24 protein-coding genes are annotated in these 19,379 nt (G+C 66.3%); 13 read left to right on the top strand and 11 right to left on the bottom strand.

Annotated features, from left to right (window positions below):
- Nucleotide 1: 1 nt before the first annotated feature.
- Nucleotides 2–451: an iron-sulfur cluster assembly scaffold protein gene (locus tag ACSQ3M_RS25335; RefSeq protein ID WP_436152844.1), complete on the bottom strand. Its 450-nt coding sequence runs from the start codon at nt 449–451 to the stop codon at nt 2–4.
- 154 nt (nt 452–605) lie between these two features.
- Between ACSQ3M_RS25335 and folE the strand changes: the two genes are divergently transcribed.
- The 3 genes from folE (at nt 606) to ACSQ3M_RS25320 (ending at nt 3,129) form a co-directional block, all read left to right on the top strand.
- Nucleotides 606–1,247, top strand: coding sequence for a GTP cyclohydrolase I FolE (gene folE, locus ACSQ3M_RS25330; protein ID WP_436152843.1), 642 nt, complete (start codon nt 606–608; stop codon nt 1,245–1,247).
- Nucleotides 1,248–1,446: 199 nt separating this feature from the next.
- On the top strand, nt 1,447–1,899 hold the full coding sequence (gene hisI / locus ACSQ3M_RS25325; RefSeq protein ID WP_436152842.1) for a phosphoribosyl-AMP cyclohydrolase: 453 nt from the start codon (nt 1,447–1,449) through the stop codon (nt 1,897–1,899).
- 270 nt (nt 1,900–2,169) lie between these two features.
- Nucleotides 2,170–3,129 carry a patatin-like phospholipase family protein gene (locus tag ACSQ3M_RS25320; protein WP_436152841.1) on the top strand — a complete coding sequence of 320 codons (960 nt, stop codon included), beginning with the start codon at nt 2,170–2,172 and terminating at the stop codon, nt 3,127–3,129.
- Nucleotides 3,130–3,183: 54 nt separating this feature from the next.
- Here ACSQ3M_RS25320 and ACSQ3M_RS25315 read toward each other — a convergent pair whose 3' ends face one another.
- A complete protein-coding gene (locus tag ACSQ3M_RS25315) occupies nt 3,184–3,615 on the bottom strand; it encodes a CBS domain-containing protein (RefSeq protein WP_436152840.1) in 432 nt (143 codons plus the stop codon).
- Between the two features lie 190 nt (nt 3,616–3,805).
- Nucleotides 3,806–4,624 (bottom strand): rhomboid family intramembrane serine protease, encoded by an 819-nt coding sequence (locus tag ACSQ3M_RS25310; RefSeq protein ID WP_436152839.1) that lies wholly within the window; start codon nt 4,622–4,624, stop codon nt 3,806–3,808.
- A 369-nt stretch (nt 4,625–4,993) separates the two neighbouring features.
- Here ACSQ3M_RS25310 and ACSQ3M_RS25305 point away from each other — a divergent pair, with 369 nt between their 5' ends.
- The 3 genes from ACSQ3M_RS25305 to ACSQ3M_RS25295 all read left to right on the top strand — a co-directional run bounded on the left by ACSQ3M_RS25305 (nt 4,994) and on the right by ACSQ3M_RS25295 (nt 7,342).
- Entirely contained in the window at nt 4,994–5,566 is a 573-nt protein-coding gene (locus ACSQ3M_RS25305) for a PAS domain-containing protein (RefSeq protein ID WP_436152838.1), read from the top strand.
- Between the two features lie 63 nt (nt 5,567–5,629).
- On the top strand, nt 5,630–6,244 hold the full coding sequence (locus ACSQ3M_RS25300) for a PilZ domain-containing protein (protein WP_436152837.1): 615 nt from the start codon (nt 5,630–5,632) through the stop codon (nt 6,242–6,244).
- A gap of 465 nt (nt 6,245–6,709) precedes the next feature.
- Complete coding sequence (locus ACSQ3M_RS25295; RefSeq protein WP_436152836.1) at nt 6,710–7,342, top strand: transglutaminase-like cysteine peptidase; 633 nt, start codon at nt 6,710–6,712, stop codon at nt 7,340–7,342.
- A gap of 203 nt (nt 7,343–7,545) precedes the next feature.
- On the opposite strand, the gene ACSQ3M_RS25290 is transcribed toward ACSQ3M_RS25295, so the two are convergent.
- Nucleotides 7,546–8,076, bottom strand: a complete 531-nt coding sequence (locus ACSQ3M_RS25290) for a gamma carbonic anhydrase family protein (protein ID WP_436152835.1) — start codon at nt 8,074–8,076, stop codon at nt 7,546–7,548.
- A gap of 50 nt (nt 8,077–8,126) precedes the next feature.
- Entirely contained in the window at nt 8,127–8,456 is a 330-nt protein-coding gene (locus ACSQ3M_RS25285) for a DUF6949 family protein (protein WP_436152917.1), read from the bottom strand.
- A 174-nt stretch (nt 8,457–8,630) separates the two neighbouring features.
- Here ACSQ3M_RS25285 and ACSQ3M_RS25280 point away from each other — a divergent pair, with 174 nt between their 5' ends.
- A complete protein-coding gene (locus ACSQ3M_RS25280; RefSeq protein WP_436152834.1) occupies nt 8,631–9,356 on the top strand; it encodes a hypothetical protein in 726 nt (241 codons plus the stop codon).
- 125 nt (nt 9,357–9,481) lie between these two features.
- Here ACSQ3M_RS25280 and ACSQ3M_RS25275 read toward each other — a convergent pair whose 3' ends face one another.
- Nucleotides 9,482–9,694, bottom strand: coding sequence for a DUF3126 family protein (locus ACSQ3M_RS25275; protein ID WP_436152833.1), 213 nt, complete (start codon nt 9,692–9,694; stop codon nt 9,482–9,484).
- A gap of 170 nt (nt 9,695–9,864) precedes the next feature.
- Between ACSQ3M_RS25275 and ACSQ3M_RS25270 the strand changes: the two genes are divergently transcribed.
- On the top strand, nt 9,865–11,229 hold the full coding sequence (locus ACSQ3M_RS25270) for a serine hydrolase domain-containing protein (RefSeq protein ID WP_436152832.1): 1,365 nt from the start codon (nt 9,865–9,867) through the stop codon (nt 11,227–11,229).
- 182 nt (nt 11,230–11,411) lie between these two features.
- Here the strand turns inward: ACSQ3M_RS25270 and glyA are convergent, their stop codons facing one another.
- The gene (glyA, locus tag ACSQ3M_RS25265; protein ID WP_436152831.1) at nt 11,412–12,737 is read right to left on the bottom strand and encodes a serine hydroxymethyltransferase; all 1,326 of its coding nucleotides are present in this window, start codon (nt 12,735–12,737) and stop codon (nt 11,412–11,414) included.
- Between the two features lie 120 nt (nt 12,738–12,857).
- On the opposite strand from glyA, the gene ACSQ3M_RS25260 reads away from it, so the two are divergent.
- Nucleotides 12,858–13,739: a LysR substrate-binding domain-containing protein gene (locus ACSQ3M_RS25260; protein WP_436152830.1), complete on the top strand. Its 882-nt coding sequence runs from the start codon at nt 12,858–12,860 to the stop codon at nt 13,737–13,739.
- A 183-nt stretch (nt 13,740–13,922) separates the two neighbouring features.
- Nucleotides 13,923–14,507, top strand: coding sequence for a DUF6647 family protein (locus ACSQ3M_RS25255; protein ID WP_436152829.1), 585 nt, complete (start codon nt 13,923–13,925; stop codon nt 14,505–14,507).
- Between the two features lie 190 nt (nt 14,508–14,697).
- Here ACSQ3M_RS25255 and rpsI read toward each other — a convergent pair whose 3' ends face one another.
- From rpsI to ACSQ3M_RS25240, 3 genes are all read right to left on the bottom strand, one after another.
- Nucleotides 14,698–15,177 (bottom strand): 30S ribosomal protein S9, encoded by a 480-nt coding sequence (gene rpsI / locus ACSQ3M_RS25250; RefSeq protein ID WP_436152828.1) that lies wholly within the window; start codon nt 15,175–15,177, stop codon nt 14,698–14,700.
- A 2-nt stretch (nt 15,178–15,179) separates the two neighbouring features.
- A complete protein-coding gene (rplM, locus tag ACSQ3M_RS25245) occupies nt 15,180–15,641 on the bottom strand; it encodes a 50S ribosomal protein L13 (RefSeq protein ID WP_129155826.1) in 462 nt (153 codons plus the stop codon).
- 171 nt (nt 15,642–15,812) lie between these two features.
- A complete protein-coding gene (locus ACSQ3M_RS25240; RefSeq protein WP_436152827.1) occupies nt 15,813–16,229 on the bottom strand; it encodes a PaaI family thioesterase in 417 nt (138 codons plus the stop codon).
- Between the two features lie 106 nt (nt 16,230–16,335).
- Between ACSQ3M_RS25240 and ACSQ3M_RS25235 the strand changes: the two genes are divergently transcribed.
- A complete protein-coding gene (locus tag ACSQ3M_RS25235) occupies nt 16,336–17,142 on the top strand; it encodes an enoyl-CoA hydratase (protein WP_436152826.1) in 807 nt (268 codons plus the stop codon).
- A 67-nt stretch (nt 17,143–17,209) separates the two neighbouring features.
- On the opposite strand, the gene ACSQ3M_RS25230 is transcribed toward ACSQ3M_RS25235, so the two are convergent.
- The gene (locus ACSQ3M_RS25230; RefSeq protein ID WP_436152825.1) at nt 17,210–17,650 is read right to left on the bottom strand and encodes a hypothetical protein; all 441 of its coding nucleotides are present in this window, start codon (nt 17,648–17,650) and stop codon (nt 17,210–17,212) included.
- Between the two features lie 155 nt (nt 17,651–17,805).
- Between ACSQ3M_RS25230 and ACSQ3M_RS25225 the strand changes: the two genes are divergently transcribed.
- Together ACSQ3M_RS25225 and ACSQ3M_RS25220 are read left to right on the top strand one after the other, a co-directional pair.
- Nucleotides 17,806–18,336, top strand: a complete 531-nt coding sequence (locus ACSQ3M_RS25225) for a CoA-binding protein (protein WP_436152824.1) — start codon at nt 17,806–17,808, stop codon at nt 18,334–18,336.
- A gap of 65 nt (nt 18,337–18,401) precedes the next feature.
- The gene (locus tag ACSQ3M_RS25220; protein WP_436152823.1) at nt 18,402–19,376 is read left to right on the top strand and encodes a Bug family tripartite tricarboxylate transporter substrate binding protein; all 975 of its coding nucleotides are present in this window, start codon (nt 18,402–18,404) and stop codon (nt 19,374–19,376) included.
- The last annotated feature ends 3 nt before the right edge of the window (nt 19,377–19,379 follow it).

Raw genomic sequence — 19,379 nt, 5'->3', positions numbered from 1 at the left:
GTCAGCCTGCGACCGGCTCGCCCCGCTTCGCCTCGATCTGGCCGATCGCGTCGACGACCGCATCGAAGGTCAGCATGGTCGAGGCGTGGCGCGCCTTGAAGTCACGGACCGGCACGAGCACGGACAGCTCGGCCCATTTTCCGCCGGGCGGCTCGGCTCCCTCCTTCAGGATCGCGCGGGCCCGCTCACGAATTTCACGCAGTTCCGTGGCCGTCGAGCCGACGACATGGCGTGCCATGATCGAGGACGAGGCCTGGCCGAGCGCGCAGGCGCGGACATCGTGGCCGAAGCCGGTGACGACATCGGCATCCATGGTGAGATCGATGGTCACCGTCGAACCGCACAGGCGCGAATGGGCCGTCGCCGTCGCATCGGGCGCCGGCAGGCGCTCGAGCAGCGGGATGTTTCCTGCCAATTCCAGGATTCGCTTGTTGTAGACGTCGTTCAGCATGGGTTGCCCTGCCGGGGACTGGAGTTGCCGGCTTTCGCAACCAATATAGAGTGCCGGCGCGCTCTTAGGGAGAGCGTGTCATCGCTGGACGAGAGGGCGAACTTGTCTGACCTGCCCGCCGCAAGGCGGGCATAACCGAAACGGGAGGCTCCACATGGACAATGTGGTTAAGTCCTTGTCCGTAGAGCGGGCACGCAGCCCCTCCGCAGACAAGTTCATCATCACCCAACCGACGCAGAGTGAGGCCGAGGAGGCCGTGCGCACCCTGATCCGCTGGGCCGGCGACGATCCGTCGCGGGAGGGACTGCTCGATACACCGCAGCGCGTCGCCAAGGCCTATCGCGAATTCTACAAGGGCTATCGCGAGGACGCGCACGATATGCTCGAGCGCGTCTTCGAGGAGGTCGACGGCTACAAGGACATGGTCCTCGTTCGCGACATCCCGTTCTATTCGCATTGCGAGCACCACATGGTGCCCTTCGTCGGCAAGGTCCATATCGGCTACTACCCGAGTGGCGGCGTGGTCGGCCTGTCGAAGCTCGCCCGCGTCGTCGAGGTCTATGCGCGCCGATTGCAGACGCAGGAGGCGATGACGGCACAGATCGCCCAGGCGATCGAACGGACGCTGAAACCCGGCGGCGTCGCCGTCCTCGTCGAGGCCGAGCATATGTGCATGTCGATGCGCGGCGTGCAGAAGCAGGGCTCTTCGACGATGACGACGCAGTACACCGGCCGCTTCCGCGATCCCGCCGAACAGGTGCGCTTCTTCACCATGGTGAAGTCGCCCGGGCTGTGATCCGATAACTCACAGCGTCACGAAGACGCGTCATGCTCGGGCTTGACCCGAGCATCTCAGGCCGGAGGAGGCTCCAGTCGGCGCCTACTGGTCCTGAGATTCTCGGGTCTGCGCTTCGCTCCGCCCGAGAATGACGGAGAGGCGATGACGGGATGCTTTCCGCGTCCTATATGCGAGGCGCTACTCTCAGGATCCTCACATGACCGCCTTCCCCACCCTCTCCAGCAAGGCCGAGATCGAGGAAGGCGCGGTACTCGCGCCGAAATTCGACCGCGACGGCCTCGTCACCTGCGTCACCACCGATGCCGCGAACGGCGAGGTGCTGATGGTGGCGCACATGAACGCCGAATCGCTGCGCCTCAGTATCGAGTCCGGCGAGGCCTGGTACTGGTCGCGCTCGCGTCAGGCACTCTGGCGCAAGGGCGAGACCTCCGGCCAGCTCCAGAGCATCGTCGAGATGCGGGTCGACTGCGATCAGGATGCGATCTGGATCAAGGTCGATGTCGGCGGCGACGGCGGCTGCTGCCATACCGGCCGTCACAGCTGCTTCTATCGGATTAAGCCGGTCGGAGTGGCCGCCGACGGGCCACTGGAGCCCGTTCCGACCAGCTTGCACCGCAAGCTGGTCGGTAAAACGGTCTCCAAATCATAAGTAAGAGACGGATTCACCGATCAGGTTGATTCAACCTGATCGGATCCGGCTCTAGCCCTTCTGACCCGGGAACGCCTGCTTCGTTGGCAATCCTTTCACCAAGCTTTCATGTTTCCTTCAAAAGCAACTGATAGCCGCCTAGGGTCCCGGCGCCGTTCACCTTTCACTCATCGGCTGGCGCGATCCTGATTCTCCCGCGGAGGGATCGCGCCGATGATGCTGGAGAACATCGCTAGACGGGCTTTCGGATTGGGCGGCAGCGGAGCTGCGATGAACCATCTCGTTTCCGAACCGGCCCCGCGCTTCAGCCGGCCGAGGATCGGCCTGGCGCTCGGCGGCGGCGCTGCGCGCGGCTGGGCTCATATCGGCGTCCTCGATGTCCTGACCGAGGCCGGCTACGCCCCTGAGGTGATCGCCGGCACCTCGATCGGCGCGGTCGTCGGCGGTTGCTACGCCGCTGGCAAGATCGAGCCGCTGCGCGAGTTCGCGCTCGGCCTGACCAAGCGCCGCGTCGTCGGCCTGATGGACTTCCACCTCGGTGGCGCCGGGCTGATTTCAGGCGGCCGCCTGAAGCGCCTGCTCGAACGCGACCTCGCCGGGCTGCAGATCGGCGAGCTGAAGCAGACCTATGCCGCCGTCGCGACCGAGCTCGGCACCGGCCACGAGATCTGGCTGACCCGCGGCTCGCTGGTCGACGCGCTGAGCGCCTCCTATGCGCTGCCGGGCGTGTTCGACCCGGTGAAGCTGGGCGGCCGCTGGCTGATGGACGGTGCGCTGGTCAATCCGGTGCCGGTCACGGTGGCCCGCGCGCTCGGCGCCGACGTCGTACTTTGCGTCAACCTGAACAGCGACATGACCGGCCGCGGCACGGTGATCCAGTCCTATGGCGCCGATGCCGATCCGGACCCCGCGCCCGCGCAGCGCCCGGCCACCGGCTGGTTCGGCGGCATGCGCGAGCGCATGCGCGGCATCGTCGGCAAGGCCAACAACGATCAGCCGGGGCTCGCCGGTGTGATGGTCGATGCCTTCAACATCACCCAGGACCGGATCTCGCGCTCGCGCCTCGCCGGCGATCCGCCCGATGTGATGATCGGCCCCAAGCTCGGCCGCGTCGGCCTGTTCGACTTCCATCGCGCCGACGAGGCGATCGCGCTCGGCCGGCAGGCGGCAGAACGGGCGCTCGACGAGATCGGCGCGATCGTCGCCGCCAATCACCTGCCGCTGAATTAGCTGGTCGTTCCGGGGCGGGTCGCAGACCGGACCCCGGAATGCCGGCGATAAGCCTCAGGCCATCGCGATATAGTCGCGCATCGCCCGGCTCTCGGCCTCGATCTCGGCGACGCGATGCTTGACGACGTCGCCGATCGAGACGATGCCGGCGATCTTGCCACCATCCACCACCGGTACATGCCGGAAGCGACCCGAGGTCATGATCTCCATCAGCTCGTCGACGCTGGTGTCCGACCGGCAGGTCACGACCTTGGCGGTCATCGCCCGCGACACAGGAGTCTCGAGCGCTGCGGCGCCGTCGGTGCCCAGGGCCTTGATGATGTCGCGCTCGGACAGAATACCGAGCAGACCGCCATCGGCGCCGGTCACGACCACCGCCCCGATCCGCCTCTCGGCCAAGGTCCGCGTCGCCTCGCCGAGCGTGCGGTGCGGCTGCACCGAGACCACCTCACCCCCCTTGTTGCCGAGAATATGAGCGACGTTCATCGACTTCTCCTCCGACGATAGCGGCGCCGTTGGCCGGCGCACGTTTATGGGTTTCGACGAGAGCAGCGCCGGGGGCCAACGGACCATTCCGTCCGCGGTGCGACGCCACGCTGGACTGAGTCCAATGTGGGCGAAGTCTGAGGCGACGGCAAGGCGGTCGCAGGACGAAGCTTGCTCGCTCCGGTTGCGGTCAGCGCCGGACCGGCCCGCGATCCAGCAGCGGGAACAACAGCAACCCGGCGAGGAAGCCGCCGATATGCGCCTCCCAGGCGATGCTGGTCTCTTCGCCAAGGATCGGCACCAGGCCGGCCCCGAACAGGATGTTGGTGACGAACCAGATCACGACGAAGAGCATGGCCCGCGAATTACGCCAGAGGCCTCCGAGCGGCTCGGCTGGAATTGCACGCACCACCTCATCATGGCCAAGCCCGCCGAAATGCACGCCGGGCGAGAAGACAAAGCGGATTGCCGCCGCCGTCGCACCCGAGACGCCGGCGGAGGCCCCGACCAGCGGCAGCACATCGAGCTCACGCGACCACCAGTGCAGCAAGGCGCCGGCAATGGTCGAGAGCGCCATCAGCAGCAGGAAGCGCCCTGCCCCGAGCCGGCGCGCGACCGGGCTGCCGAAGGCAGCCAGCCAGACGACGTTCGAGATCAGGTGCAGCCAGGAGCCGTGCAGCAGCCCGTAGCTGAGCAAGGTCCAGAGCTGGCCGCCGCCATCCGCCAGCAGGAGGCGCACCAATTGCAGGCGCTGAACGACATCCGGCGTGCCGGAGGTTCCCAGCGAGCGGGCGACCTCCTCCAGGCGCTCGGGCGCGAGCCAGAGCGTCAATCGCGCCGGGACGAAGGACAGCCAGGAGACGAGGAGGAAATCGTCGCGAGCGCTGAGCAGCTCGCGCGCGCCCTGGATCAGCGCCAGTGCGGCGATCAACCAGACGACGGCACCGGGCAGGTTGAAGACCGGCTCGCGCGCCGGAGGACCATAGGGATCGTCTGGATGTTCCGCCATCACGCCCTCAGTCGCGCATCGGTCGTCTGCAGGCAACAGAAAAGGGGAGAGCTCACGCTCTCCCCTTTTCTCCCCGGCCGGTCACGCCCCCGCGCCCCCCGCCTTTCCGGTTGAGTCCGAACCGTTCGGACGGACTCGAATTCGACGCCGGATTTATCCGGCATTTTACCGATCTTCCACAAGCTTAACCCTTGCTTAACCTTAACAACCCCTGCCGCCTCCCCCTGTCCGGGCCACGTGGCAAGACGGCATGCGTGCTGCGTCCTACCGATTCGCAAGGACCCGACCGTCCCCGCCTCGAACGAATGCGCTCCGATTTGGCACGCCTTCGCGCGAACAAGGACAGCGCAGACCGGACTGGACAGGATAATGAAAAACCCGAGCACCCGCCTGGTTTTCAACTACTGGGACACGCTGCGCGGCGAGCGGAGCGCCCCTGAACGGGGTGAGATCGAGCCGGGCGCGCTGCGTCATGCGCTCGCCGACACCTTCGTGCTCGAGAACGAGCCGATCGGACCAGTCTTCCGCCTGGCCGGAACGCGGCTCTGCGCCTTGTTCGGACGCGAATTGCGCGGGCGCGCACTCGTCGCGCTCTGGCCGGATGTCGAGGCGCAAGGCGACATCCGCCGCCTCGTTCAGACCGTGATGGACGAGACGGCGGGCGCCGTCGCCGGTCTCTCGGCGCAGACGCAGAACGGCGCCACCGTCCATCTCGAGCTCTTGCTGCTGCCCTTGCGCTATCGCGGGCGCACTCATGCCCGCATCCTCGGCGCGCTCTCGCCGACCCTGTCACCGGAATGGCTCGGCCTCGACACGCTCGATTCGATGCGGATGATCTCGCTCAGGATGATCTGGCCGGATGCGCGCGCGCTGCGTCAGGCCGAGCCTTCGGGCCAGGACAAGCGGCCGAAACTGATGCTTCTGCCGGGTGGGCGTGTTTGATACGACTAACCGCCTCTTAACCGGCGGACCGCTAGCATGCACCTGTTAGGAACAAGGTTTGCAATGCTGACGGCGCCCAAAAATCCGAAAACGGGCTCAGTTCCGGTCGAGCGCCGGCGGCATCAGCGCATGAAAGTCGTCCTGCTGGGGCGCTACATGCTGCCTAACCGCATGGAATATCCGTGCCAGACGACCGACATCTCGCCGGGCGGCCTGCATATGGTTGCGCCGGCGAAGGCCGCAATCGGCGATCGCGTCATCGTCTATCTCGAACATCTCGGCCGCATCGAGGGCACGGCGGTGCGCACGACGCCCGCCGGCTTCGCGATGACGATCACCGCGACCAGCCGCAAGCGCGAGAAGTTCACGGCACAGCTGACCTGGCTCGCCAATCGCGAGGAACTCGGCCTGCCCGAGGACCGCCGCCATGAGCGGATCGTGCCGCGCAATCCGCGCTGTGTCCTGATCCTCGAGGACGGGACCGAGCACGCCGTGCGGCTGATCGACTTCTCGCTGTCTGGCGCGGCCTTCGCCAGCGACCATCAGTTCGAGATGGGCACAGCGATCCGGCTCGGCAGCACCGCGGCGATGATCGTGCGCCGCTTCGACGGCGGCTACGCCGCCCAGTTCCGCATGCCCCTCTCCGCCGACCTGCTCGACGAGAATCTCGAGCTCTGAGCCTGAGCATAGGCTCGGGCGCACGTCCTTCCGGTTTAACCGTGTAGTCATTTCGGGTGGAGCTGCACCCGAAGTGCACATTGCGGTGTTCTAGCGCCGTCATGCTCGCCCTTGTGGCGAGCATCCACGTCTTGAACACAGCCCTCGATCAGTGAAGACGTGGATGGTCGGGACAAGCCCGACCATGACGGGAAATGTCGTCCCCAATGGCACGGCCTGTGCCCCGCCTAAACCTGCAGCCGCCCCCTTCCCCGCCATGGTTAAGAGACTGGATGGTTAAGGAAACTCATGGTTAAAAATCTCTGACGCAAGCGCTGAAAATTCTTACCCTCGGTTTTATACATGTTTTTCTCTAAGTACTTTTGCGCTCTATAGGCTCGATTTCAGTAAAATTGTTCGCTTTCATTTCAAGCGATCTCTACAGCGCACAAGCATGGTCGTTCCCGGGACAGGAAAGGGGACGACATGTTTTCGAACTTCCGGGGATTTCGCGGCTTCGCCGCTGCTACCATCATCGCTTTCGCCGGCGTGACCGGCGCCCAGGCGCAGCAGAGCGCCGGGCTGCCAATCGCCAGCGCACCGATCGTCGCCGGCGGCGAGGCCCGCGCGCCCTATGCCTGGACGGATTTCTGCAAGCGCATGCCGAGTGAATGCGCCGTCGACACCCGCGAAGCCGAGTCGGTCGAGCTGACGCCGAAGCTGTGGAAGCAGGTCGTCGCGACAAACCTCAAGGCCAATCGCGAGATCGAGGCGATTACCGATCAGGACCATTGGGGCGTGGTCGACCGCTGGGACATTCCGACCGACGGCAAGGGCGATTGCGAGGATTATGTCCTGCTGAAGCGCCAGCGCCTGGCCGAGGCCGGCGTGCCGCGCCGGGCCATGCGCGTCACCGTCGTGATCGACGAGGAGAATGCCGGCCACGCCGTGCTGATGATCCGCACCGACCGCGGCGACTTCATCCTCGACAACAAGCGCAACGCGATCCTGCCGTGGAGCCAGACCGGCTACACCTATGTGAAGCGTGAATCCCAGGCCCGCACCGGCTGGGCTTCGCTCGGCGGCCTCTCGACCGCGACGGTGGCCTCGCTGCGCTGAACAACAAGACGCGCCGGGCGGGGACGAAACCCGGCGCGACTAGACATCGGCCAAGCCCGGATGGGCTTCGCCACCAGACGACGAGTCCGGTCACGTCCCCACCCACCCGTCCCCGACCGGGCATCGTCCAGGGCCGGCTCCTTCCCCGGGAGCCGGCCCGCTTCTTTTCAGGATAAGTGAACCCCCGTCGGGACGCGGAGCGATCAATCGATCCGCTTCATGCCCTTGGCGAACTGCTTCCAGCGCTCGGAATAGCTGGCGGCCGAGGCGCGTAAGCCAGCGGCTGCCGCCTCGTCGAGGGTGCGGATCGCTCGCGCCGGCGAGCCGACGATCAGCGAATTGTCCGGGAACTCCTTGCCCTCGGTCACCAGCGCATTGGCGCCGACCAGGCAGTTGCGGCCGATCTTGACATGGTTGAGCACGGTCGCGCCCATGCCGATCAGGCTGTTTTCGCCGATGATGCAGCCATGCAGGATGGCGCGGTGGCCGATCGTGCAGCCGGCCCCGACCCTGAGCGGTGCGCCCATGTCGGTGTGGAGCACGCAGCCTTCCTGGATGTTGCTGCCCTCGCCGATCTCGATCCACTCATTGTCGCCGCGCAGCACCGCGCCGAACCAGATCCCAACATCCTTCGCCAACCTGACACGGCCGATCACGTGCGCGTCGGGCGCGAGCCACCATTGCCCTTCCGGCGGCGTTTCCGGTGCGGTTCCGTCGAGCGAATAGAGCGGCATAGCGTCCTCCGAGTTTCACCCCGAGGATTGCAGGGGCGCTCCCCCTGCCGTCAAGCCGCGCCGAACATCATCAGGAGATCGAGCACGACCCGGCCGCTGATCAGGCTCCAGAGCGAGGCGATCATGCTCGCGGCCATGACGAAGAAGAAGGGCCGCCCTTCGATCCGCCGGCCGCGCACGGTGTTGCGCAGGATCAGGAAGGGCGCGCTGAACACCACCACCGGCACGCTCGCCACTGCGCCGACGCCGCCGCTTTGCAGCAACTCGAAGCCGACGCGCTTCTGCGTGAACAGTTCGAAGGCACTCGCCAGCAGCCCGGCAAAGGCGAAGCCGAGGACGAGCGATTTCAGGGCCTCGATGGCGGATGGTTCGAGCGTCACGGGCACGGCTTCCAGCGGATGCTGCCGAACCATGGCGCAAGGTCGCTCAACGCGGAAGCAAAGCTTTAACCAATGGTTAACCACGCCGGGCCCGGACATGGTTTACGGGACGTTAAGGCGGCTCTGGTTGAGTTTCCTGACAGGGCCGCGCGCCGGCCCCCAGGGACGAATCCGATGAGCCTTTACGCCGCGCCCGACCAGGCCCAACCGCCCAGCAGTGCCACCGATGTCGCGGCACTGATCCGCAATCATCTGAAGCGTCGCCCAGCGCCGGTCCTGCCGCGCGGCGACCGGGCGCTCCTGCGGCTCGCGGCCGCCATCGTCGTCCTCGGCTTGGCGGGCACCGGCCTTGCCCTGTTCGCCACCCGCCCCAACCCCGATGCCGGGACCGAGCTGCACCCGACGAGGGTCGGCGACGTGGTGCTGGCGATTCCGGCCAACCTGACCGGTGCCGATAGCGATGAGGGACGCCTGGTCGGCATGGCGCGCCTGCGCCTCGACTGGCCGAGCCTCGGCCCGGTGGCGCCGGAGAATCGGCAACGCCTGCTGGTGACTTTGAGCCCGCCGGACAAGGTCAACGAGCCGGCGACGCAGCTTTCCGTCTATGCCCGCTTCCTGACGCCGACGGTCTGGTCGAATCCGGGCGGGCTGGTCGTGCGTGGCTTCCGCAAGGGCTCGCCCTATGAGGGCGACGAGCTCTATGTCTCGGTGCCGGATGGGCGCGGCTTTGCGGCGCGCTGCCCGGTCGAGACCGCGCAGAGCGGCCTCGACGAGCCCTGCCGCGTGACCTTCCGTCATCGCGGCGTCGATGTGAACATCCGCTTCCCGCGCGCGATCGTCGCCGACTGGCAGATCATGCTGGGCGGCGTGCGCCGCACCATCGACGGGCTGATGCGCTGAGCGCCTGAGCCTCAGAGCCCGTTCCGATCAGCTTGCATCGCAAGCAGATCGGTAAAACGGTCTCTATCTTAAGTTTTAGAGACGGATTCACCGATCAGGTTGAAGCAACCTGATCGGATCCGGCTCTAGTCCTCGAGATCGACGTCGAGGATCGCCATGGTGAGGTTGAACGAGCGGTCGCCGTCCTCATCGTCGACATGGATGATGCCGATGAACTCGTCGGCGAGATAGACCTCGGCCGAGTCGGTCTTCTTCAGCCGCGCGCGCACGCTGATGTTGTGGTTGGCGAAGGTGCGGCGCAGATACGCTTCGAGCTTGGCGAGTTCGGTCTTGTCCACGGTAACGATCCTTATGTGTTGCGCGGACGGATGCCACGCGTCGGCGTCGAGGGCAAGGACGAAGGCGCTCCGGTCGGCAATGCATGGCCCCGCTGCTTTCGGGCGCTGACGCAGCGCCATCGCCCATGCGATGCTTCGTCTCCCGCTTTGCTCGACGATGGATACCCCCGATGAAGCCCTGGCTGCCCGCCGCGCTCGACTATGTCGCAAGCTGGCTCGAATTCCAGCGCCGTTTCCATGACCAGCCCGGTTGCGCGGTCGCGATCGCCGATGGCGGCGAGATCGTGCTCGAGGTCGCCTTCGGCAGCGCCGACCTTGCGACCGGCGAGGCGCTGACGCCGCGCCATGGCTTCCGCATCGCCTCGCATTCGAAGAGCTTCACCTCAGCCGGTATCCTGCGCCTCGCCGAAACCGGGCGCCTGCGGCTCGACGACAAGGCCGGCGCCCATATCGAGGGCCTGCACCCTGAGGTCGCGGCGGTGACGCTGATCCAGCTCCTCTCCAACAGCGCCGGGCTCACGCGCGACGGCGCTGATGCCGGCCAATTCCTCGATCGCAAGCCCTATCTGCGCAAGGACGAGCTGCTCGCCGATCTCGGCAAGCCCCCGGTCTTCCCGGCCGCGCAGCGCTTCAAATATTCCAATCACGGCTTCGCTTTGCTCGGCCTCGTCATCGAGGCCGTGACGAGCGAGCCTTACGCGGACTGGATCGCCCGCGAGATCGTCGTCCCCGCCGGGTTGAAGGAGACCAGGCCCGACATCACGCTCTGGAACGGGCCGATGGCGAAAGGCCATAGCGGCAAGCTGCCGCTCGGCCGGCGCGTGGTGATCCCGGCGGACAATCCTGGCAACGCCATGGTCTCGGCCGCCGGCTTCGTCGCGACCGCAGCCGACATCGCCCGCTACATCGCCCAGCTCTCGCCGGCGGCCGAAGCCAGCGTGCTGTCGCCACTCAGCCGTCGCGAGATGACGCGCCGGCTCTGGCCCGACGCCGAGAGCAGCCTTGGCCGGCATTACGGGCTCGGCACGATCTCGGGTGGCGGCGACGGCTGGGACTGGGTCGGCCATTCCGGCGGCTTCCAGGGCTTCATCACCCGCACCGCCACCGTTCCCGAGCAGGGTCTCACCGTCTCGGTGCTGACCAACGCCATCGACGGCCTCGCCCATCCCTGGCTCGACGGCGTGATCCAGATCTTCCGGGCCTTCGCCGAGCACGGCGCGCCGACACCCGCGACCGAGCGCTGGCGCAAGCGGCTGTGGACGGTCTGGGGCGCCGGCGACCTCGTCCCGGTCGACGGCAAGGTGCTGATGGCCAATCCGGCGCTGTTCAATCCGTTCCTGGATGCCGGCGAGATCGTGCCCGAAGCCGAGGATCGCGGCCAGATCGTCAAGGCCTCGGGCTTCGCCAGTCCCGGCGAGCCAGCCCGGCTCGTCCGCAATGCCGCCGGTGAGATCGAGTCAGCCTGGCTCGGCGCCGCGCATGTCGTCAGCGAAACGGTGCTGCAGGCCGAGATGCTGGAGCGCTATGAAAGCTGAAGCGCGTCATGCATACGCGGGATCCCCTCTCCCGGATGGGAGAGGGGTAGGGGTGAGGGACCGCCGTTGATTGCTAGGGCGATGCGGCGGCGATGCGCCTTCTCAGGTTAGGGCAGGCCCTCATCCCTGCCCTTCTCCCACACGGGAGAAGGGTTCCCCGCGCCCGTGATTTGCGCCCCGCCTCACCTCACATAGTGCAGTCTGCCGAAGCGCCGGCGGAAAGCGGTGACATCGCTGGCGACCGCCTCGACCGGGCGCGCGCCTGAGAGCCCATCGGCGATGTAGCCGGCGAGCTCCGGCATGTGCTCGGGCTTCATGCCGAAACGGGCGATCTCGGGCGTGCCGAGCCTGAGCCCGTTGACGTCACCGGCGACCTCCGCCAGCGGCAGGCCGATGCCACAGCTCAAGATGTTGACAGCACGCAGCCGCTTCGCCGCGGCCTGCCCGCCACCATAAGGAGCGGCCTCGATCGCGAACTGGTGCGAGGTCGTCATGCCGCGATCGCGGGCGAAGACTGGGACTTGCCGCTCCGTGAGAGCCTCGGCCAGCGCCTTGGCCGTCGCCGCCATCATCGCCGCGTAGTCGCGGCCGAATTCCTGCCAGTCCATCATGGTGATCGCCAGCGCCGCCGACTTCGCCGCGTCGAAATTGGCGGTGAGGCCGGGATAGGCGATGGCGTCGAGCTTCTCGGCGATGCCGGCGTCATTGGTGACGATCAGCCCCGAGGGCGGGCCGCCCAGGCTCTTATAGGTGCTCATCGTCATGACGTGAGCGCCCTCCTCCAGCGGCTGCTGCCAGCCATGGCCGGCGATCATGCCAGAGAGATGGGCCGCGTCGAACAGCACGATCGCACCGACCTCGTCGGCGATGGCGCGGATCTCGCGGATCGGATGCGGGAACAAATTGAGGCTGCCGCCGATGCTGATCACCTTGGGTTTCAGCCGCAGCGCGTCCTCGCGCAAGCGCGCGACATCGACCGTATAGCCATCGGCATCGACCGGCGCCGGATGGCTGACGACGCCGTAAAGACCCGCCGCACCGGCGCCGTGATGAGTGACGTGGCCACCGATCGCGGGCGGCGGCGCGATCACGACATCGCCGGGCTTCGCAGCGGCCATGAAGACATAGAGGTTGGCGATCGCGCCGGAGGGCACCCGGATCTCGGCGTAAGCAGCGCCGAAGACCTCGGCCGCCAGCTCGGCCGCCATCACCTCGATCTGCTCGATCGCCTCGAGGCCCATCTCGTACTTGTCGCCGGGGTAGCCGAGCGAAGGTCGCGACCCGAGCCCCTGCCCGAGCACCGCCTCGGCACGCGGGTTCATCACATTGGTCGCCGGGTTGAGATTGACGCAGTCGCGCTCGTGGATCGTGCGGTTCTCGGTGATGAGATCAGCGAGTCTGGTCTCGCGCATCGCGCGATCCTGACCGGCGACCTCGCCGGCGATCCTGAGCACGTAATCCTCGCTCGCCGCCGGCACCCAACCGCGCCGTGCCAGTTTCACCGTCATCGCCATCCCTCACCAAACCTTGTTTCGTCACACCATTGCAGCGATTTGCCGGGGCGGATGCAAACCAGTTATCGTCGCGTCGAGGCCTAGAAAATCTCGGCCTTTCCGCCGGTACCGAGCATGCCCGTCAGACCGCCTCGCCCGCCTTTGCCGCCACTCAACGCGCTGCGCGCCTTCGAGGCAGCGGCGCGGCTCGGCAGCTTTTCACGGGCGGCCGAGGAGATCGGGGTGACGCAGGGCGCCATCGCCCAGCAGGTTCGACATCTCGAAGCTTTTCTTGGCCTGACCCTGTTCCGGCGCTTGCCGCAGGGCGTCGCGCTGACGGAAGCTGCGCAGGAAGCGCGGCCTCGTCTCAGCGCCGCCTTCGATGCGCTCGCCATGACCGTGCAGGAGCTCAAGGCGAGCCATGCCGGCCGGGCGCTCGCCATCGCCGCCCTGCCCTGCATCGCCCAACTCTGGCTGTCGCCGCGCCTGCCGGCACTGCAACAGGCCTTCCCGGGCCTTGCGGTCTCGATCAGCGCGATGGAGGAGCCGCCGGCGGGCAGGCACGACAGTTTCGATCTCGCGCTGTTCTACCTCGCCAAGCCACCGGCCGATGCGCTGGCGCTCGCCGAGGACAGCCTGTTCCCGGTCTGCACCTCGACGCTCGCCCTTAGCTTGCGGACACCGGCTGATCTCGCCGGGCAGACCCTGCTGCACGACGCCGTCTGGCGCAGCGACTGGGCGCGCTGGCTGCGCCATGCCAGCGCTGGTGGGATCGATGCCGGCCGCGGCCCATCCTATTCGCTCTATGCGCTGGCGCTCGATGCGGCGCTCGGCGGCGCCGGTATCCTGGTCGGCCGCAGGAGCCTGGTTGCGCCCTACCTTGCAGACGGGCGGCTGGTTGCCCCCTTCGCAGATGAACTCAGGAGCGGCGATCGTCTGACCATGCTGTTCCCGCCGGCCGGCAAGCCACATCCGCGACGCGCCGAGGTCGTCGCCTGGCTGGAAGCCAATGCCTGATCCGGCCCGTTGGCCACCAGGTGCACGCCATAGCTGAAGGATGATGCAGCGGGAGCGGACAAGTCGGTGGGGATCGCCTCCGGGATCTGTTACCTTGCGGAACTGGCGATCCTCCCGTGAAGCACACGCGGCGGTGCCGACGGCCAGTATCGCAATAGACGGCATTTGTTCCGGACGACTGCCATGAAAGCTGTCGGACGCTGCCTGATCGCGGTCGTTGCCGTGCTCGTGTCATCTTCGCTCCGTGAAGCTCGGGCGCGCGACGAGACAATCGAGCGCCTGCGCCTCGGCTCGGGCTTCGAAATCGTTATCGGTGAGAGGCAACCCGATCCGGGAGGACGGCTGCTGGAGGCCCTTGCGATCTGGGTCGGCGCGAAGCTGGGGCAGCCAGTCCCCACCTCACTGCCGAAGCTTGTATTCAAACCGGCGGACCAAGTGACCGTGTTACGGTTCAAGCAATATGCGTCCGAAATAGTACAGCAACAAGATCGACCAAACATCATCTCGATCTACGATTCGCGCGAGAACATCATCTATCTGAGAGACACATGGAGAGGCGCAACGGCAGCGGATCTATCTGTCCTGGTTCACGAACTGGTTCATCATTTCCAGGAAGTACACCAGGAAAAGTTTGAATGCGACGCAGCGCGCGAGGCCAAGGCTTTTGAACTGCAGGAGAAGTGGCTGAGACTATTCGGGGAGTCACTCGAAGAGGAATTCCAGATCGATCCGTTCACACTCCTGGTAAGGACATCCTGCGGGATGTGAGACCGGCGTTTCCGCGCGTCAGGAGCGCAGACATTTTCCGGGTGGCCAGTCCGGCGCTGAAGGGGTCATCCCCTGCGGAACGAACGCTACCGAATCTCAATGAGGCCGAGGCGTCAGCGGCAACCTGTCAAAAAACGAAAGGGGGCGGCATTTCTGCCGCCCCCTGAACGAACGTTCTGTCTGACGCCAATCAGCGCTTCGAGAACTGGAAGCTGCGGCGGGCCTTGGCCTTGCCGAATTTCTTACGCTCGACGACGCGCGAGTCGCGGGTCAGGAAGCCTTCCTTCTTGAGCGGACCGCGCAGCTCGGGCTCGTAGAAGGTCAGAGCCTTGGAGATGCCGTGGCGGACCGCGCCGGCCTGGCCGGAGAGGCCGCCGCCCTTGACCGTGACGACGACGTCGTACTGGGTCAGGCGATCGACCAGCATCAGCGGCTGCTGCAGGATCAGGCGCAGCACCGGGCGGGCGAAGTAGACTTCCTGGTCACGCGTGTTGACCGTGATCTTGCCGGAGCCCGGCTTGATCCAGACGCGGGCGATGGCGTTCTTGCGCTTGCCGGTCGCATAGGCGCGGCCGTAGGCGTCGATCTTCTTGACGTGGACGGGAGCCTCGGCCTGGGTGCCCTTGGCGACCTGACCGAGCTGCTCGAGAGACTGGAGAACCTCGGCCATGATCAGACCCTCGCATTCTTGCGGTTGAGCGCCGCGACGTCGAGCGCCTCGGGCGACTGGGCGGCATGCGGATGCTCAGCGCCCTTATAGACGCGCAGATTGCCGAGGATCTGGCGGAAGAGCGGGCCGCGCGGCAGCATGCGCTCGACAGCCTTCTCGACGATGCGCTCGGGGAAGCGACCTTCGAGAATGAACTTGGCGGAGCGCTCCTTGATGCCGCCGGCATAGCCGGTGTGGTGGTAGTAGATCTTCTGGTCGCGCTTGCGACCGGTCAGCACCACCTTATCGGCGTTGATGACGATGATATTGTCGCCACAGTCGACATGCGGGGTGTAAGCGGCCTTGTGCTTGCCGCGCAGACGCATCGCCACCAGGGTGGCGAGACGGCCGACGACGAGCCCGGAGGCGTCGATCACAACCCACTTCTTCTCGACATCGGCGGGCTTGAGCGAGATGGTCTTCATCGCGGCACCCTTCGGCTGCTTGAAAAAAGGACAAGCCGCCAGCGAACCGGCGGCGGTGTGGGCGCTGGATAGGCGGCTACCCTACCGATGTCAAGCAGAGATAACGCAGCTCTTTTCCAGAAAATGTATTGTTTTCAGTACGATACAGAAAACGGTATCAGGATACCGCAATTATCTCTTAGCCGGGATCGAATAGGTCCCGGTGGCGTGGCAGACCATCTCGCTCTCGCCCGCCGAAAACATCCGGACCTCGCCGACGGCGAGCCGTTTCCCGAGCTTGAGCAGCTGGCACTCGGCGATCAGCGCCGCCTGCCTCGGCTTGCGCAGGAAATTGTAATTGAGGCTCGTCGTCACCGCGAGGCCAACCGGGCCGATCTGCGCGAGGATCGCGACATAGAGCGTGAGATCGGCGAGCGCCATCATGGTCGGCCCTGAGATGGTGCCGCCTGGCCGCAAAAGCTTCTCATGATAGTCGCAGCGCATGCGCGCGGTGAGTGGGCCGACTTCCTCGACGAAATAGGTCCGCCCGCCATAATGCAGCTGTGGGAAGACCTGATCGAGATAGGCCTCGATCTCGGCGGCGTTCATGCGGGTCGTCATCGTGCGGAAAACCGGGGTCTGATCGGACGTGACGCCCCTTGCAGCACGGCACCTGCCTCCCGACAATAGGGCAAACAGCGAAAGGCTTTTCGCCATGAACGCCCATGCCGGACCCCAGCTGCTGCTGCGCGAGGATGCCGACGGCATCGCGACCTTGACCCTGAACCGGCCCGAAGCGCGCAATCCGCTGAGCGAGGCGATGCTGGCCGCCCTGTCGGAGACGCTCGCCGCGATCGCGGCCGATCGCAGCGTTCGCGCCGTGGTGCTGGCAGCGGCAGGCCCGGTGTTCTCAGCCGGGCACGACCTCAAGGAGATGAGTGCGCGCCGGGCCGATGCCGATCGCGGTCGCGCTTACTTTGCCGAGATCCTCGGGCGCTGCTCGGGCGTGATGCAGCAGATCATCGCCCTGCCCCAGCCCATGATCGCGGCTGTCGAGGGCACGGCGACGGCAGCCGGCTGCCAGCTCGTCGCGACCTGCGATCTCGCCGTCGCCGGCGAAGGCGCGCGCTTCTGTACGCCCGGTGTCCATATCGGGTTGTTCTGCTCGACGCCGATGGTCGCTCTCTCGCGCAACCTCTCGGCCAAGCATGCGATGGAGATGCTGCTGCTCGGCGAGATGGTGCCGGCGCAGGAGGCCGCCCGCATGGGCCTCGTCAACCGCGTCGTACCGGCAGGCGAAGCGCTCACCGAGGCGAAGCGGCTCGCCGCAGTGATCGCGTCGAAATCGGCGGCGACGGTCAAGGTCGGCAAGCGCGCCTTCTACGAGCAGCGTGAGATGGGGCTGAAGGCAGCCTATGATCACGCCTCGGCGGTGATGGTCGAGAACATGCTGGCGCGCGATGCGCAGGAAGGCATCGGCGCCTTCATGGAGAAGCGCCAGCCGGATTGGCGTCACAGCTGAAAGGGCGGGCTCGCCCGAGGACGAGTCCGCCATCCTGAGGGACGCTTGCGCGCCTATGATCGTCCGGTCAGATGCCGAAGATATAGACCGGCTCGTCTTGCGCCCGCGCCGGTTCCGCCTCGATCGTCGCGGCCCGCTGCGCCTGCTCGTCCGCCGGCAATTGCAGCACAGTCGCGGTCTGGCCCTCCGACAGGTTGGTCAGGAGCACGATTTGCCCGTCGGGCAGCTCGATCGCATCGTGATGGGCGTAGGGCTTGTCGAGATCGACCTGGCGGAAGCGCGCCAGCGTCGCCGCGAGCCGGCGATGCGGCAGGAAGCCGACCGCCCTGTCGCATTCGATCTCAGCCGCGAACGCCAGCTCCGTGCCGGGCAGGACACAGACCGCGACACTCGGCTCGGCAGCGGCGCTGAAGCCCCTGGTGCTCGATCCGATGAAGCTGGTGGTCTTGAGGACATCGCCAACTTTGGCAGGAGTCGACATCACATGGTGCAGACTGTAGTCGCACATGGCAGGCCCTCCTCTTTACAGAAGAGCGGGATTTGCTCTTCCCTCCTCAAGATGGGGAAGGAGCTTGGCGGTGCCATGGTCTTGCCGCAAGCGGGCTTCCGTCTCTGATTCAGGAATTCCGGCCAACCGGTTCAATTCTCTGGGGTTTTGGTTTCGTGACTCACGATGCTTACGACGATGCGCTTATTCGCCGCATCCTGCGCGAGGTGAAGACGATCGCTCTGGTCGGCGCCTCCGCCAACGAGGCGCGGCCGAGCTGGATCGTCACCAAATACCTGCTCGATCGCGACTATGACGTGATCCCGGTCAATCCCGGGCTCGCCGGCCAGACGCTGCTGGGCAAGACCGTCTACGGCTCGCTGAAGGACATCCCCGGCCCGATCGACATGGTCGAGATCTTCCGCAATTCGGAAGCCGCCGGGCCGATCACCGACGAGGCGCTCGGCCTCACGCCGCTGCCCAAGGTGATCTGGATGCAGCTCTCGGTGCGCAATGACGAGGCCGCGGCGAAGGCCGAGGCCAAAGGCGTCACCGTGATCATGAACCGCTGCCCCAAGATCGAATACGGCCGGCTTTCCGGTGAGATCGGCTGGCAGGGCATCAATTCGCGCATCCTGTCGGCAAAGAAGCCGGTGCTCGCTGGCAAGGGCTTCCAGAAGCTGTCGATCAACCGCCCGGGGACTTAAAGACTCTTCCCCGCCGGCGGGCGATCGCTAATCTCGGCGCTCCCGCTCTTCGCCGGAGAAGGCCGATGCCCCCTCTCGATCGCCGCACCATCCTGCTCGCCGGCCTTGCGAGCGCTCTCGGCGCCGGCAGCGCCCGCGCCGCCTTCCCCGAGCGGCCTATCCAGCTCATCGTGCCCTTCGCGCCGGCAGGCGGCACGGACATCGCGGCGCGCCGGCTCGGCGAGACCTTGGCGAGACAGCTCGGCCAGTCGGTGATCATCGACAACCGGCCGGGCGCCAACGGCATCGTTGCCGGGCAGACCACGGTCAGGGCGCCGGCCGACGGCCATACGCTCCTCATCGCAACCGCGGCGAGCTTCGCCGCCGCCCCGGCGCTCGGGCAGAAGCTGCCCTATGACGTCGCGCACGACTTCGTCCCGGTCGGCATGCTCGGCCTGTTTCCGCTGGTGCTGAACGCCTCGCCGACGCTGCCGGTCGATTCGCTCGCCGAGTTCATCGCCTATGCCAGGCAGCGGCCGGGCCAGCTCAACTTCGCCTCGGCCGGCGTCGGCGGCACCAACCACCTGGTCTTCGAGATGATCATGCAGGCGGCCGGGATCCGGCTGGCGCACGTGCCCTATCGTGGCGCCGGGCTCGCCGCAGCCGACCTGATGTCGGGCCAGGTCCAGGTGATGATCGACAGCCTGGCCGCCAGCCTCGGCAATATCCAGGGTGGCAAGCTGAAAGCGCTCGCCGTCACCACCGATGCGCGCCAGCCGCAGCTGCCTGATCTGCCGACGCTGAAGGAGCAAGGCGTCGACGTCGTCTATCCCGGCTGGGCCTCGCTCGTCGCGCCGGCCGGCATCGCGCCCGAGACGCTGCGCATCCTGAGCACCGCGATCAACGCGGCGATGGGCGATACCGAGCTCGCCGCCCGCTATCGCGAGCTGGTGATCGAGCCGGTCGCCTGGAGCCCGCAGGAGACCGGCGCCTTCATGGCCCGCGACCGCGCGACCCTGACGGAATTAGTAGCGAAGACCGGGATCAAGCTGACCGAATAGGCG

This window comes from Allobosea sp. LjRoot90 (assembly GCF_964254315.1).
Lineage (GTDB): Bacteria > Pseudomonadota > Alphaproteobacteria > Rhizobiales > Beijerinckiaceae > Allobosea.
The sequence above is the reverse complement of the archived record's forward strand: the minus strand, read 5'-3'. Positions and strand labels throughout refer to the sequence as shown.

Excerpts from the sequence above, each read along its gene's own strand:
- ACSQ3M_RS25335 (WP_436152844.1), bottom strand. The coding sequence starts at position 451 with ATGCTGAACGACGTCTACAACAAGCGAATCCTGGAATTGGCAGGAAAC.
- folE (WP_436152843.1), top strand. The coding sequence starts at position 606 with ATGGACAATGTGGTTAAGTCCTTGTCCGTAGAGCGGGCACGCAGCCCC.
- hisI (WP_436152842.1), top strand. The coding sequence starts at position 1,447 with ATGACCGCCTTCCCCACCCTCTCCAGCAAGGCCGAGATCGAGGAAGGC.
- ACSQ3M_RS25320 (WP_436152841.1), top strand. The coding sequence starts at position 2,170 with ATGAACCATCTCGTTTCCGAACCGGCCCCGCGCTTCAGCCGGCCGAGG.
- ACSQ3M_RS25315 (WP_436152840.1), bottom strand. The coding sequence starts at position 3,615 with ATGAACGTCGCTCATATTCTCGGCAACAAGGGGGGTGAGGTGGTCTCG.
- ACSQ3M_RS25310 (WP_436152839.1), bottom strand. The coding sequence starts at position 4,624 with ATGGCGGAACATCCAGACGATCCCTATGGTCCTCCGGCGCGCGAGCCG.
- ACSQ3M_RS25305 (WP_436152838.1), top strand. The coding sequence starts at position 4,994 with ATGAAAAACCCGAGCACCCGCCTGGTTTTCAACTACTGGGACACGCTG.
- ACSQ3M_RS25300 (WP_436152837.1), top strand. The coding sequence starts at position 5,630 with ATGCTGACGGCGCCCAAAAATCCGAAAACGGGCTCAGTTCCGGTCGAG.
- ACSQ3M_RS25295 (WP_436152836.1), top strand. The coding sequence starts at position 6,710 with ATGTTTTCGAACTTCCGGGGATTTCGCGGCTTCGCCGCTGCTACCATC.
- ACSQ3M_RS25290 (WP_436152835.1), bottom strand. The coding sequence starts at position 8,076 with ATGCCGCTCTATTCGCTCGACGGAACCGCACCGGAAACGCCGCCGGAA.
- ACSQ3M_RS25280 (WP_436152834.1), top strand. The coding sequence starts at position 8,631 with ATGAGCCTTTACGCCGCGCCCGACCAGGCCCAACCGCCCAGCAGTGCC.
- ACSQ3M_RS25270 (WP_436152832.1), top strand. The coding sequence starts at position 9,865 with ATGAAGCCCTGGCTGCCCGCCGCGCTCGACTATGTCGCAAGCTGGCTC.
- glyA (WP_436152831.1), bottom strand. The coding sequence starts at position 12,737 with ATGACGGTGAAACTGGCACGGCGCGGTTGGGTGCCGGCGGCGAGCGAG.
- ACSQ3M_RS25260 (WP_436152830.1), top strand. The coding sequence starts at position 12,858 with ATGCCCGTCAGACCGCCTCGCCCGCCTTTGCCGCCACTCAACGCGCTG.
- ACSQ3M_RS25255 (WP_436152829.1), top strand. The coding sequence starts at position 13,923 with ATGAAAGCTGTCGGACGCTGCCTGATCGCGGTCGTTGCCGTGCTCGTG.
- rpsI (WP_436152828.1), bottom strand. The coding sequence starts at position 15,177 with ATGGCCGAGGTTCTCCAGTCTCTCGAGCAGCTCGGTCAGGTCGCCAAG.
- rplM (WP_129155826.1), bottom strand. The coding sequence starts at position 15,641 with ATGAAGACCATCTCGCTCAAGCCCGCCGATGTCGAGAAGAAGTGGGTT.
- ACSQ3M_RS25240 (WP_436152827.1), bottom strand. The coding sequence starts at position 16,229 with ATGAACGCCGCCGAGATCGAGGCCTATCTCGATCAGGTCTTCCCACAG.
- ACSQ3M_RS25235 (WP_436152826.1), top strand. The coding sequence starts at position 16,336 with ATGAACGCCCATGCCGGACCCCAGCTGCTGCTGCGCGAGGATGCCGAC.
- ACSQ3M_RS25230 (WP_436152825.1), bottom strand. The coding sequence starts at position 17,650 with ATGTGCGACTACAGTCTGCACCATGTGATGTCGACTCCTGCCAAAGTT.
- ACSQ3M_RS25220 (WP_436152823.1), top strand. The coding sequence starts at position 18,402 with ATGCCCCCTCTCGATCGCCGCACCATCCTGCTCGCCGGCCTTGCGAGC.